Below are 12,612 nucleotides of genomic sequence, written 5' to 3' on the forward strand. Positions count from 1 at the left end.
GCTCTTGCTCTTACTTCCCGGTCGTACTCGTGGCGTCGGACTTCGCGTCGCTGCCCTTCGCCTTGGCGTCCTTGGACTTGGCCTGCTTGGCCTTCGCATCCGCCTCAGCCTTCGCCTTGGCGGCGTCGGCCTTGGCCTTCGCGTCCGCCGCGGCCTTCGCCTTGGCCACCGGATCCGTGATGTGCAGTCCGATGGTGCCGCTGTCGAGCACGTCGGCCGCCGCCTTGCTCGCGGGGGTCGTCGACAGCGTGTTCACACTAAGACGCTGACCTGCCTGGCCCGAAGTCGCCACGCCGACCTGCTTGCCCGTGGTGCGGTTCACGTAGCGCACCTGCTCGGCCCGGACCATGCCGTACTCCTCGGCCTTCACCGCGAGGTGCTCGGGTGCCGAGACCGCGGAGATCTCGCTGTCGAGACCCTGCTGACGGTCATCGAGCGTCGCGACATCACTGCGCAGCTTGTTGAGCGTGAAGGACTGCTCCGCGCGCATCGTGTTGAGCAGGAGCAACGACAGCGCCGAAACGAACGCGAAGACGAAGACGAGCGCCATGAAACCCGAGACCGGACGCTTGCCCGCGACGGTCTCCGTCCGGGCACGCACCGGACGAATGGCCGCCGCGCGAGACGCGGGCGCCGGGCGCCTCGTCGTGCGTGCCGGTCGGGAACTCGCGCGCGTGGAACGGGGTGCGCGGGAGGGGGCGGCCAGTTGGCTCATGACTGGCTTCCTTTCGGTCGGGTACGACGGATGGCACGGAGTTTCACCGAGGCGGAACGCGAGTTGTGCTCCAGTTCGGTTGCTGAGGGAGTCGAGGCGCCACGCAGGAGCAGCTCGAACTCGGGAAGGTGCTCGGGCAGCTCCACCGGAAGCCCTGCCGGTGCGGTGGAACGGCACGCCCGAGCGAATGCCTGCTTGGTGATGCGGTCTTCGAGGGAGTGGAACGACAGGACGGCGAGTCGACCGTCGACGGCGAGGGTGTCGAGCGCGGTGTCGACCGTGTTCTCCCAGCCACGCAGTTCGTCGTTGACCTCGATGCGCAAAGCCTGGAAGGTGCGCTTGGCGGGGTGACCGCTCTGACGCTGCGAGGCAGACGGAATGACGGAGCGGAGCATCTCGACGAGCCGCGCGGAGGTGGTCCACGCCTGCTTCTCGCGTTCCTTGACGACGGCGTGGGCGATCTTGCGCGCATAGCGTTCCTCGCCGTAGACGCGCAGGATGCGCTCGAGCTCGTCCTGCGAGTAGGTGTTGAGGACGTCGGCCGCCGTCTGCCCCGCGCTCGACTGGTCCATCCTCATGTCGAGGGGCGCGTCAGCGCGGTAGGAGAAGCCTCGCTCGAGTTCGTCGAGCTGGAAACTGGAGACGCCGAGGTCGAAGAGCATCGCGTCGGCCGGCCCGTCGAGGACGTCTGCGAGCTCCGTGTTGACGGCGTGAACGCCGCGAAAGCGCTCACCGAAGCGAGCCAGACGCTCGCCGGCGAGTTCAAGGGCCTGCGCGTCACGGTCGATTCCGACGACGCTTGCCTCGGGGAAGCGTTCGAGGACGGCTTCGGCGTGGCCGCCCATCCCGAGCGTGCCGTCGACGTACAGAGCTCCCGGACGCTCGAGGGCCGGGGCGAGAACGTCGAGAATCTCGGCGAGCATGACGGGAACGTGACGATCGGCGGCGGGCGCGAACTCGTCTCGCATGTTCACTCCCTCAGTGCTCGGGTCGTCGGACGTCGGTCCTCGTGCGTGGTGGTCGGGCCGCTGCGACTCTGCGTCCAGGGCCCCCGCCGCTACGCTCCGGCACCGGGGAAGGTGTGCCGGAAAGCAGCGGCCGGAGACCTGGACGCAGAGGGCTACAGCAGCCCCGGAACGACCTCTTCCGCCTGGTCGGCGAACGGCTGTTCCGCGCCGGCGAGGTAGTCGTTCCACGCCTGCGTGTCCCAGATCTCGATGCGGTTACCCGCACCGATCACCGTGCATTCCTTCGACAGACCTGCGTAGTCACGAAGCAGCTGCGGGATCGTCACGCGTCCTTGCTTGTCGGGGATCTCGTCGGAGGCCCCCGAGAGCAGGACGCGCTGATAATCACGCACCGCACGCGAGGTGACAGGCGTCGTGTTCATCGCCGTGGCGATGCGCTCGAACTCGGCCATCGGAAAGACGTAGAGGCAGCGTTCCTGTCCTCGAGTCATGACCAGCCCGCCGGCGAGACGTTCGCGGAACTTCGCCGGAAGGAACATGCGGCCCTTGTCGTCGAGTCGAGGCGAATGGGTACCCAGAAACACGGCTGGGCACCTCCCGTCACCGACACGTCGATCCGATGCCCCCCACTCTACTCCACTTCACCCCACAAAGTCTCCCCCCTTGCCCGGAATCAACCGGCGAGTTGGCGAAGCGTCCCAGTGATTGCAAGGAAATTCACGGGTGGAGTGCGGTGGAGGAAAATCGTGCGCCAGACCCGGCAGAAGCTTGCCCCACGACGCTCCACGGCGAATGGACCGCACGGACTTCCGCGGGATTCCGCGATATTCCACCAAGGACGAAGCGCGCTCCACAGCGGACTCACGCCTCGTGGGGCGAAGTGGGGAGCGCGGTGAAGGACGGGGTGGAGCAGGGTGGAGTGGCGTGGGAAGGCTCACCTTCGACCATCCCCACGTGCCTGTGCAGGACAGGGTGCCGCCGTATTTGGCAAGATCGGTTTGCATGGACACCTCGTCACGCGATCACGGCTACCCCGCCCCCGCTTCCCGCCGCCGCTCGGGCGTCGACGTCATCGCGACGGCTGACGCTGTGCGACGCAACGTCGAGCAGGTCATCGAGGGCAAGCCGGACGTCGTCCGGGTGGCCACGACGGTGCTCTTCGCCGGAGGGCACCTGCTCGTCGAGGACGTGCCCGGCGTCGGCAAGACGGTGCTGGCCAAAGCCCTGGCCCGTTCTGTCGACGCGTCCTTGCGCCGCATCCAGTTCACGCCCGACCTGCTTCCGAGCGACATCACCGGCGTGACGATCTACGACCAGACGAGCGGCGAGTTCCGTTTCCGTCCCGGCGCCGTCTTCGCCAACGTGGTCATCGGCGACGAGATCAACCGCGCGTCCCCCAAGACGCAGGCTGCGCTGCTCGAGGCCATGGAAGAACACCAAGTGACGATCGACGGCACGACGCGTGCGCTGCCCGACCCGTTCATGGTCGTCGCCACGCAGAACCCCGTCGAGATGGACGGAACCTTCCCGCTGCCCGAGGCGCAGCGAGACCGTTTCATGGCGCAGGTGAGCATGGGCTACCCCTCGCCCCGAGCCGAGTTCGACATGCTCGAGCACCACGGTGTCACCGATCCCCTCAGCGTTCTGCGTCCGGTGACGAGCGCCGCCGAGATCGCCGCCTGCGTGGGTGCGATCTCCCGTCTTCACACGAGTGACGCACTGCGGCAGTACGTCGTCGATGTCGTCTCCGCCACACGCGAGCACTCGAGCGTCCGCCTCGGCGCCAGCCCGCGTGCGTCCCTGCAGCTGTTGCGCGCCGCGCGCGCCCACGCCGCACTCGCCGGCCGCGACCACGTCATCCCCGAAGACGTCACCGCGATGGCACCGGCCGTGCTCGGCCACCGCGTGCTTCTGCGCCGCGGCCGCAACGACCTCAGCGCGAGCGAGGTCGTCGCCGACGTCATCGCCGGCGTGCGCGTGCCGACCCAGCGCGCCTCCCGGTGAAGTCGCTGCCGCGCCCCACCCGCCGAGGTTTGCTCGTCCTCGTGGCGGGGGCACTCCTCGTCGTCGTGGGGGCGGCCTCAGGCTTCACCGATGTGGTGCGTGCAGGCATCTTCGTCCTGGTGCTGGCGCTGCTGGCCTTCCTCATCGCCGTCGCCGCTCGGACCGGTCGGGTCGACGTGACCCGTCACGGCCCCCCGGAGCGCCTCAGCGTCGGTGACGAGGGGCAGATCACGCTCGGCGTGAAGGCCCGGCGTGCGGGATGGATCGAGACGACGCTCGAGGAGCCACACACGTTCACCCGCCACGGCGTGGCGAGGTGGCCCCTTTCGCAGGTTCAAGGGGGTCGGGCGGCCTACGACGTCACCGCACGTCACCGTGGGTCGTTCACGAGTGGACCGGCGCGACTCGTCGCGTCCGATCCCTTCGGCCTCTTCGAGACGTCGCTCGAGCAGGGCCGTGCCTCGACCTGGCTCGTGCGCGCCCACACGGTGAGTCTCGAGACGCCGCAAACCGTCGCTCAGGGTGACGGCGACGACACCGTCATCTCCGCTCACGCGACCCACGCCGGGCGACCCGGCGCCAGCATCCGCGAGTACGTCCAGGGCGACGACCTGCGCACCGTGCACTGGCCCGCCACGGCGCACCGGGGCGAGCTCATGGTGCGTCAGTTCGACCCGCCGGCCCAGCCCCGCATCCATGTGGTCGTGCTCGGCAACGTGCCACGACCCGGCACCAACGAGTCGTGGGAGTGGCTGATCAGCGCAGCGGCCTCGGCATGCACCGAGCTCGAGAACCACAACCTCGCAACCCTTGCGACCGTCGGCGAGCGCGAGTACCACAACCATGACGACATTCTCGACGCCCTGGCTCGCGCCGGTGAGAGTCTGCCCGACCGTTTGACCATCGAGGAGAGCCCCACCTTGCTCTTCCTGCACACGAGCGCCGATCACTTCCCCCCGGCCCCACACCACTCCCCGGCGTTCGCCTGGGTGGGCGGCGCGAGCGCGGAGCACGGCGCGAACGAACTGACCCGGTTGGGTTGGGACGCCGTCGCCATCTCCCCCTACGACTCCATCGCCGAGTCCCTGTACCCCGCGATGTCCGGAGGTGATCTTCGATGAAGAGTCGTCAACTCCCCTCCGAAGTCGCCCTCCTGCTCCTCGCGCTGGCCGCGAGTTGGCCGCTGGTGGAACTGACGAGCAGCTCTGCCCTCGTGGGGCCCGCTCTCGCCGTCGCCGCTCTCGTGTGGTTCGTCGGCGCTCTGTGCCGCTTCACACACCGCACGCCGGCTCTCATCGTGACGGCACAGCTCGTCGCACTCGCCGTCGCCACCCTGGGAGTCTTCGTCGCCAAGGGAGGGTCACTCACTGCGGCGTCCGTGAAGGCAACGGCCGCCTCTGCCCAGGAAGCGGCGAACACCTCCGTCGCTCCGTTGCCGGCGATGCTCGGCGTCCTCGTCATGCTGGCTCTCGCCGCGGGTCTCGTCACGCTTGTCGTCGACTACGTGGGCGGCACCGCACGTATGCCCATGCTCACGGTCCTCCCGGTGGCGGCGCCCTTCATCCTGGCCACCACCGCACTCGGTGACACCCTTCGCGCGCGCTACTTCGTCACGGCGGCGATCGCCTGGGCCCTCGTCGTCCTCGCAGCGTCCTTCGCCGAAGGCTCGAGCTTGCGCACCGGCCTCATGCGCTCCCTGCCGGTATTCGCCGCCATGACGGCGGTTGCCGTACTCACGGCTCTCGTCCTGGCCCCCTCAGTGCCACAGCGAGCCACCCCCGCGCTCGCCGAGGGCGGAGCACAGGGCGTCAACAACTCGGTCGACTTCTCCGAGACGCTCGACCTCAGCAAGAGCCTGAACTCTCGCAACGCCGCGCCCGTGCTCACCTACACGACCCAGGCAACCACTCCTGCGCCGTTGCGTGCCACGACGAGCTCTTCCTACACTGACGGCGTCTGGCGCGCCGAGTCGTCGGGCCCGTTCACCGATGCCCGTCCCAACACCGAGTTGCCGAACCCCGGCGCCGAGGATTCGATGCCGGCGCGCACGGAACGCATGTCCGTGACCCTCAACGGCATGCGACCGCCGTTCGTCGCGGCGCCTGCGCAGCTGCGTGCGGCCAACTTCGGTTCTGCGAACCCGACCTTCCGTGTCGGCACGAACAACGGTGTGCCGTTCCTGTCGCAGCCCGCGCCGGCCTACTCTGTGCTCTACCGCGAGTACACGGCGGCCGCACGACCCACGAGCAACGGGCGCGCGGGAGTCGGTGGCAGTGTCACGGCGAAGGATCTCGACACCGCAACACTCCCGGAGGCGGCGAAGCAGCGCATCACTCGGCTCAATCAGGCCTCCGGGGCCGCCGACGCGGGAACACCGTTCGAGCAGGCCGTCGCGCTGCAGCGCTATCTGCGTACCGACCCGTCGTTCACGTACTCGCTCAAGTTGGCCCCGACCCGTTCGGAGAACGGTCGCGAGCTCGATCCGCTGTCGAACTTCCTGGAGACGCGACGGGGCTACTGCACTCAGTTCGCGACTGCCATGGTCATGGGAGCGCGGCAGATGGGGCTGCCCGCGCGTGTGGCCATCGGCTTCCTGCCCGGCACGGAGCGCAGCGGCACGTACGAGGTGCGAGCTGCGGACGCCCACGCCTGGGCGGAGGTCTACTTCCCCGGTATGGGGTGGACGCGCTTCGACCCGACGCCCGGCCTGCGTTCGGGTGCGCCGCCGCCCTACGCGCCGGACACCCCCACCGGCGACTCGTCGGCGTCCTCGTCCTCGAGTGCGCCCACGAGCTCGACGAGCACGTCCTCGTCCACCTCGAGCGTGCGCCCGTCGAGCGAGACGAGCACCTCGTCGAGCACGACCCAGCCGGCCAAGCCCGACTCGGACTCCTTCCCTTGGGCCCGCGTGCTCGCGGTGCTGGGGGGCCTCGCCTTGGTCGCGCTGCTCGCGTCGGCCCTGCCCCTGGCGGGTCGACGTAAGCGCCAGGAAGTCACCCGTACGGCATCCACGGATCGCGAACGTGACGAGGGAGCGTGGCACGCCATGCTCTGGTCGCTGCGCGATCTCGGTTACACGACGCCGGAGGGCTTGTCGCCACGAGCCACCGCAGAGGCGTTCACCCGGGACAACCCGGAGTCGGGCACCACGGTGCGTGAGGCCCTCGAGCGAGCGTGCTCAGGTATGGAGGCCTCGCGCTACGCGCCGACGACGGGCCGGTCCCAGGCGTCAGCGTGTGACCGGGTGGTCCGGGCCGCACGGGACGAAGCGTCGTTGGGCGCGCGGGTGAAGGCCCTCCTCGCCCCTGCCTCGGGTCGCGCCTACCTCACGGCACTCGGCCGCCGGAACCGCACCTGACGCCACACGAGATGAGCCTGGCTCTCCCCTGACGTGTGGAGCCGGGCTCGTCCGTTTTCGCGCCGATCCTGCGTTCGATGCCACGCGGACGAAGGATGATGGTGTGTTCGGCCGAAGATGCGACCGATATCCCTGCCGTCTTCAGCCAAACCCACCATCCGTCGGCGTGAAGGGTTCCACGGACGCTCGAGCGCCGAAGGGCGCATCCCCCATGGGATGCGCCCTTCGGCGGTAAAGCCGCTGCTCAGTCGAGGTAGTCGCGCAGAACCTGCGAGCGCGACGGGTGACGCAGCTTGCTCATCGTCTTGCTCTCGATCTGACGGATGCGCTCACGCGTCACGCCGTACACCTTGCCGATCTCGTCGAGCGTCTTCGGCTGACCGTCGGTGAGACCGAAGCGCATCGAGACGACGCCCGCTTCGCGCTCGCTCAGCGTGTCGAGCACCGAGTGCAGCTGCTCCTGCAGGAGCGTGAAGCTCACGGCGTCGGCCGGAACGACGGCCTCGGAGTCCTCAATGAGGTCACCGAACTCGCTGTCGCCGTCCTCGCCGAGCGGGGTGTGCAAAGAGATCGGCTCGCGACCGTACTTCTGGACCTCCACGACCTTCTCGGGGGTCATGTCGAGTTCCTTGGCCAGCTCGTCCGGGGTGGGCTCGCGGCCCAGGTCCTGGAGCATCTGGCGCTGGACGCGGGCCAGCTTGTTGATGACCTCGACCATGTGCACCGGGATGCGGATGGTGCGCGCCTGGTCGGCCATGGCGCGGGTGATGGCCTGACGAATCCACCACGTCGCGTAGGTCGAGAACTTGTAGCCCTTGGTGTAGTCGAACTTCTCGACCGCACGGATGAGGCCCAGGTTGCCTTCCTGGATGAGGTCGAGGAAGAGCATTCCGCGACCGGTGTAGCGCTTGGCGAGCGACACGACGAGACGCAGGTTGGCCTCGAGGAGGTGGTTCTTGGCGTTCTTGCCGTCCGAGGCGATCCACCACAGCTCACGCTTGAGCTTCATGTCGATCTTGTCGCCGGAGTCGAGCTTCTGCTCCGCGAACAGGCCGGCCTCGATGCGCTTGGCGAGCTCGACCTCCTGCTCGGCGTTGAGCAGCGCGACCTTACCGATCTGCTTGAGGTAGTCCTTGACCGGGTCTGCCGTGGCGCCTGCCGTGACGACCTGCTGAGCAGGAGCGTCGTCCTCGTCGCCCTGACGCAGGACGAAGCCGCCCTTCTCGTCCTCCGGCTCGGAGGTGTCGCCGGCCTTGCTGTCGGAGGCCTGCTCGGGCGTCTCGACATCGTCACCGGTTTCGGCCGCGATGTCGACCGGCTCGACCTCGTCGACCTCGGGCTCGTCGGCGGCCTTACCTGCCTTCTTCGCAGCAGCCTTCTTCGCCGTCGCGGTCTTCGCCGTCGCGGTCTTGGCCGTGGCCGTCTTGGCGGCAGCCTTCTTGGCCGTGGTCTTCTTCGCGGCAGCCTTCTTGGCCGTCGTCTTCTTGGCGGGAGCCTCGTTGGCGGTCTCGTCCGCCTCGCTCGACTCCTCGACAGCCGCAACCTTCGCGGTCGCGGTCTTCGCCGTCGCCTTCTTGGCGGTGGTCTTCTTGGCCGCAGTGGTCTTGGCCGCAGCGGACTTCGCGGTGGCCTTCTTGGCCGTCGTCTTCTTCGCGGCCGTCTTACGACGTCCGGCTGTGGTGGCCACGGCCTGCTCGGCGTGGGCCTGGTCGAGGACGACCTCGATGTTCTCGGCGGCCAGCGCCTTCAACACGGACTTCTGCTTGGCGGACGACACCTGTGCCTCTTCGATCGCGTCCTTCAATGCGACGCTGTCCACCGAGCCCGTCTCACGACCCGATTCGAACAGAGCTGCCAGAGCCGGGTGGTCGACATCCGCGGGAAGTGCGGGGGGCTGCGTGGTCTTCGACACTGTCGTCACCAACTACCTTCCGAAAGTAATGCGTCGCCGTCGTCGGCCGCAGGGCAGCGACGATCGAAGCGACACCGGAACGAGGAGTGCGATCACGAAACCCCGCGCTTGGCGCTCCGGGTGGTGACCGCTTCTTCACCCATTATAAAACTCGACGGACGAAACCGCAGAATCACGGGGTTCAACGAGCTTCGATTGACGTTCATTCCCTGCCCCGCATCGGCCGCCATCTCAGCAACTGAAGGGCGTTCGGGAGCCTCAGGGCTTGACGGCGAGCACGGGGCACGGGGCGTCGAGCAACAAGCGCTGCGCACTCGTGCCCAGGATCAACTTGCCGACAGGGGTGCGCCTGCGTAGCCCGATGACGAGCAGGGCGGGCTGCACGCGGGAAATCTCCTCGAGGATGGATTCCACGGCGTCGGCGCCGTCCTGCACATCGACGACCTGTGCGCCCGTGTACTCCTCGGCCGCCTTGCGGGCCGCGGTGCGGGCCTCGTCCGAGGGCACCGTGCACACCACGATGAGCGGGCGACCCAGATCCTTCGACTGGCGAGCTGCCTCGGCGAGGGCGGCTTCGCCCTCGGGGCCGGGCGCGAAACTGACGATGACGGACATGGCGACCTCACTCGCGAAATTCGGAATCTGCCGTCACGCTACCCGAGGCCCCTGCGGTGGGCCACTCAAGCGACGCCGCGCACGAGCCGCGGTGTTCCGCGCAACGGACGCTGGACGAGTTCCTGCACGAGCGACGCGATCTGGTCGGCCTCGATGAGGAATCCGTCGTGGCCGTAGGGCGAGTGGATCATGCGCAGTCGTCCGCGACCGTAGGCGCGCACCATCCGCGTCGATGCGCTCACGGGAAAGAGTCGATCGGAGTCGACTGCGGCCACGAGGAGTTCTCCTTCGTACGCCTCCAGCACCGCGTCGAGCCCGCCGCGTCCTCGCCCGATGTCGTGGGTCGCCATGGCCTGCGTCAGGCGCACGTAGGCCAGCGGGTCGAAGCGTCGCGCGAGTTTGGCCCCGTGGTGGTCGAGGTAGCCCTCGACGCTGAAGCGACCGCCCTCGAGCGGGTCCTCACCTGGCTGGGGCTCGGCGCCGAACCGTGCCTCGAACTCGCTTGCGCTGCGATACGAGGCGTGAGCGATCTGGCGGGCCAACGCGAGGCCGTTCGTGGGAAACGTGCCGTGACGCAGGTAGTCGCCGTCGCGGAATTCCGGGTCGGACGTGATGGCGACGACCTGGGTGTGACCCCAGGCAATCTGGTCCGCGGTCGCGCAGCCACTGCTCGCCACGACCAATGCCCGCTCGACGCGGTCCGGGAACCCCGCGACCCACTCGGCCGTGCGCATCCCCCCGAAGGAGCCTCCGATGACGGCGTGCAGGCGTCGCACACCGAGCGCTTCGAGGCACGCCGCTTCGGCGCGGACCTGGTCTCGGACGGTCACCTGCGGGAAACGTCCGCCCCAGGGCTCGCCGTCCGGAGCGAGCGAGATGGGGCCGGTACTGCCACGGCATCCACCGAGAACGTTGATGGCGAGGACGAAGTACTCGTCGGTGTCGAGTGCTGCGCCGGGGCCGATGATTCCTGGCCACCAACCCGGGGTGGGCTGCCCGTCGCCAGTATCGCCGACGACGTGCGAATCACCCGTGAGCGCGTGCTCGACGAGGACGACGTTCGACGCGTCGTCGTTCAACTCGCCCCAGCACTCGTAGGTCATGACGACGTCCGGCAGCGTGCGGCCACTTTCGAGAACGACGTCTCCCAGAGCGACGGCTCGTGCCTGCGCGTTGAACCCACTCGGCGCCTGCACAGGACGCGTAGCGGCCGGTGCGACGTGCGCTGAATGAGAGCTCGCCATGTGTCCTCCTCGAAGGACTCGCCGAAGCGACTGGCGAGTCCGCGCTTGCCGCAGCGTTCACGGCCCTGTCGTCACCCGGGGCACCCCACCGCGGTGGAGGGTTGCCGCTCAGTCAGCCGGGGCTTGTGTGACTGAGACTCTTGACGCTCCGAGACTAGGGCGAGTGCAGCGAAGGCGCCAGGAAGGCCCCTGCTGATGTCCACGATGTGAAGCGCCGGCCCGGTGGCTGCCCGCACTCTCTCGCCTCGTCGCCACGACGTCAGCGACGGCGCCGCGCCGCACGATTCGGCCTCGCCGGCCGCAGGAAGTCCTCGTACGCCATGCCGGAGGAGGTCATCCTCACGACGAGGTCGACGAGAGGTAGGCGCGCGCCCCGTTCCTGGGCCTCGGCGGCGGCGAGCACAGCGCTGGGCCGCTCCCCTTCCCGCCAGCGCGCGAGCGCCACGAGACACAGCCAATGGGCTCGCGCCGGCTCGGGCACGGCGACGAGGATCTCCAACAGGCGCTGCGAACTCACCGGCTCGGACCAGCACTGCCGCGTGGTACGGGCTCCCGCGGCCAGTTCGGGCACGACGCTCCACACCATCTCGTCGCGCAGGAGTGGATCGGGCATGGCGTCGACGACGAGCGCCAGAGCCTCACGCTCGCGAGTGCTGTGGGGGTGCCCGGAGCCTGAGGCCACCTCACGCCAGGCCGCGCGCACCCGGCCGGTCTCGCCCGGTAGCCCGACGAGCAGGTCGGCGACGGCCCGTTGGGCCAGTGGCGAAACCGCGCGGAGGGCGGCCACGGCTTCATCACGCGATAACGCCGGTTCGAGGCGTCCCTCGAGGGCCGATGCGAGGGAGGGCACATCGGCGGCAGTCGGCACTGGGGCCAGTGCACCGTCACAACAGCCTTTGGTGCACGTCGTTGCCCACCAGACGTCAGGGGCCACGACGAGGGCGTGCTCCACCTCGACGGCCGGTGCGAGAGCCCGCGTGACCAGGTCGAGATCGACGCCGGGACTGCACTGGTAGGCCGTGACGACGACGCCACTCGTGCCGAGACGATTCGACGCCTCGACGACGCGATCGCGCACGTGGTGAACGTGCTCCGGGGTGACGACGGCTTCGTCGAAGCGGGCAGCCCCCGCAACTCGCCCGCCGTCCATGAACGTGACGACGAGGGACGCCGTCGGAGCGAAGCCGAACTCGTACGGCATGAGGGCGAGCAGCGGGCCCATGCCCGAGAGATGAAGTGTGGTCATGGCTTCACGAAGCCATGACCACACTTCTCACGACCAGTGCGAGGCGCTGGCGCCTGTGGACAAGGGCGTCCTCAGCGCACGCGCTCCCCCGCCAGCGTCACACCTGTGCGCTTCTCCCAGTCGAGGAAGTCGTCGGTGACGTGCACGAGCGAGCTCGCCAGCCACGTGAGGACGGCGGCGTCGTCCGCAAGACCCACGACTCCCAGGAGCGCCTCGGGCAGCAGATCGACCGGCGAGGCGACGTAGGCCGCAGCAGCCGTGAGCAGCGCGAGCTGCGCGGTGCTCACGCCCCGGTACGAACCGGAGCGCACAGCGCGAGCCAGGCGCGGAAGTGCGCTGAGGCGGGTCGTGAGCGAGGGACCTCCGGCGGCGGACGCCGCCGTCACTGCAGCAGCGAGGGATTTCAGGCCAGCGAGTCGGGTGACGCGGCGACCGAGCGAGGTGGGACGTGCCATCGAAGTGCCTCCGGTTGACGAGCGTTCAGGTGAACAAAGCGTCAACGCCGACGCCACGCGGTGCATTCCGCGGGCGCCGGCGTCGTCACGATCGG

11 protein-coding genes and 1 riboswitch are annotated in these 12,612 nt (G+C 68.7%); of the genes, 3 read left to right on the top strand and 8 right to left on the bottom strand.

The window, feature by feature from the left end; translation table 11 throughout:
• Nucleotides 1–10: 10 nt before the first annotated feature.
• From IM689_RS09265 to mraZ, 3 genes are all read right to left on the bottom strand, one after another.
• The gene (locus IM689_RS09265) at nucleotides 11–601 is read right to left on the bottom strand and encodes a hypothetical protein (RefSeq protein WP_193643758.1); all 591 of its coding nucleotides are present in this window, start codon (nucleotides 599–601) and stop codon (nucleotides 11–13) included.
• 110 nt (nucleotides 602–711) lie between these two features.
• Nucleotides 712–1,683 carry a 16S rRNA (cytosine(1402)-N(4))-methyltransferase RsmH gene (gene rsmH / locus IM689_RS09270; RefSeq protein WP_225911182.1) on the bottom strand — a complete coding sequence of 324 codons (972 nt, stop codon included), beginning with the start codon at nucleotides 1,681–1,683 and terminating at the stop codon, nucleotides 712–714.
• Nucleotides 1,684–1,835: 152 nt separating this feature from the next.
• Nucleotides 1,836–2,267, bottom strand: a complete 432-nt coding sequence (mraZ, locus tag IM689_RS09275) for a division/cell wall cluster transcriptional repressor MraZ (protein ID WP_118913114.1) — start codon at nucleotides 2,265–2,267, stop codon at nucleotides 1,836–1,838.
• A 418-nt stretch (nucleotides 2,268–2,685) separates the two neighbouring features.
• Between mraZ and IM689_RS09280 the strand changes: the two genes are divergently transcribed.
• Genes IM689_RS09280 through IM689_RS09290 form a run of 3 tightly spaced genes read left to right on the top strand, consistent with a single transcriptional unit; the run spans nucleotide 2,686 to nucleotide 7,045 of the window.
• Nucleotides 2,686–3,687, top strand: a complete 1,002-nt coding sequence (locus IM689_RS09280; RefSeq protein WP_193643759.1) for an AAA family ATPase — start codon at nucleotides 2,686–2,688, stop codon at nucleotides 3,685–3,687.
• A 41-nt stretch (nucleotides 3,688–3,728) separates the two neighbouring features.
• Nucleotides 3,729–4,808: a DUF58 domain-containing protein gene (locus IM689_RS09285; protein ID WP_193643760.1), complete on the top strand. Its 1,080-nt coding sequence runs from the start codon at nucleotides 3,729–3,731 to the stop codon at nucleotides 4,806–4,808.
• Entirely contained in the window at nucleotides 4,805–7,045 is a 2,241-nt protein-coding gene (locus IM689_RS09290; protein ID WP_193643761.1) for a transglutaminase family protein, read from the top strand. Before IM689_RS09285 ends, IM689_RS09290 begins: the two co-directional genes overlap by 4 nt.
• 244 nt (nucleotides 7,046–7,289) lie before the next feature.
• On the opposite strand, the gene IM689_RS09295 is transcribed toward IM689_RS09290, so the two are convergent.
• From IM689_RS09295 to IM689_RS09315, 5 genes are all read right to left on the bottom strand, one after another.
• Nucleotides 7,290–8,957 carry an RNA polymerase sigma factor gene (locus IM689_RS09295; RefSeq protein ID WP_193643762.1) on the bottom strand — a complete coding sequence of 556 codons (1,668 nt, stop codon included), beginning with the start codon at nucleotides 8,955–8,957 and terminating at the stop codon, nucleotides 7,290–7,292.
• Between the two features lie 258 nt (nucleotides 8,958–9,215).
• A complete protein-coding gene (locus tag IM689_RS09300) occupies nucleotides 9,216–9,572 on the bottom strand; it encodes a universal stress protein (RefSeq protein WP_047311427.1) in 357 nt (118 codons plus the stop codon).
• Nucleotides 9,573–9,637: 65 nt separating this feature from the next.
• A complete protein-coding gene (gene metX / locus IM689_RS09305) occupies nucleotides 9,638–10,816 on the bottom strand; it encodes a homoserine O-acetyltransferase MetX (RefSeq protein WP_193643763.1) in 1,179 nt (392 codons plus the stop codon).
• Nucleotides 10,817–10,852: 36 nt separating this feature from the next.
• A riboswitch (SAM riboswitch) is annotated at nucleotides 10,853–10,962 on the bottom strand.
• A 113-nt stretch (nucleotides 10,963–11,075) separates the two neighbouring features.
• Nucleotides 11,076–12,062 carry a DUF4192 family protein gene (locus IM689_RS09310; RefSeq protein WP_193643764.1) on the bottom strand — a complete coding sequence of 329 codons (987 nt, stop codon included), beginning with the start codon at nucleotides 12,060–12,062 and terminating at the stop codon, nucleotides 11,076–11,078.
• A 71-nt stretch (nucleotides 12,063–12,133) separates the two neighbouring features.
• Nucleotides 12,134–12,517, bottom strand: coding sequence for a YkvA family protein (locus IM689_RS09315; RefSeq protein ID WP_047311425.1), 384 nt, complete (start codon nucleotides 12,515–12,517; stop codon nucleotides 12,134–12,136).
• Nucleotides 12,518–12,612: the final 95 nt, after the last annotated feature.

The sequence above is a fragment of the Dermacoccus barathri genome, from assembly GCF_015070805.1.
Lineage (GTDB): Bacteria > Actinomycetota > Actinomycetes > Actinomycetales > Dermatophilaceae > Dermacoccus > Dermacoccus abyssi.

Coding starts and splice junctions, on each gene's coding strand:
- rsmH (WP_225911182.1), bottom strand. CDS start 1,683: ATGCGAGACGAGTTCGCGCCCGCCGCCGATCGTCACGTTCCCGTCATG.
- IM689_RS09280 (WP_193643759.1), top strand. CDS start 2,686: ATGGACACCTCGTCACGCGATCACGGCTACCCCGCCCCCGCTTCCCGC.
- IM689_RS09290 (WP_193643761.1), top strand. CDS start 4,805: ATGAAGAGTCGTCAACTCCCCTCCGAAGTCGCCCTCCTGCTCCTCGCG.
- IM689_RS09300 (WP_047311427.1), bottom strand. CDS start 9,572: ATGTCCGTCATCGTCAGTTTCGCGCCCGGCCCCGAGGGCGAAGCCGCC.
- metX (WP_193643763.1), bottom strand. CDS start 10,816: ATGGCGAGCTCTCATTCAGCGCACGTCGCACCGGCCGCTACGCGTCCT.
- IM689_RS09310 (WP_193643764.1), bottom strand. CDS start 12,062: ATGACCACACTTCATCTCTCGGGCATGGGCCCGCTGCTCGCCCTCATG.
- IM689_RS09315 (WP_047311425.1), bottom strand. CDS start 12,517: ATGGCACGTCCCACCTCGCTCGGTCGCCGCGTCACCCGACTCGCTGGC.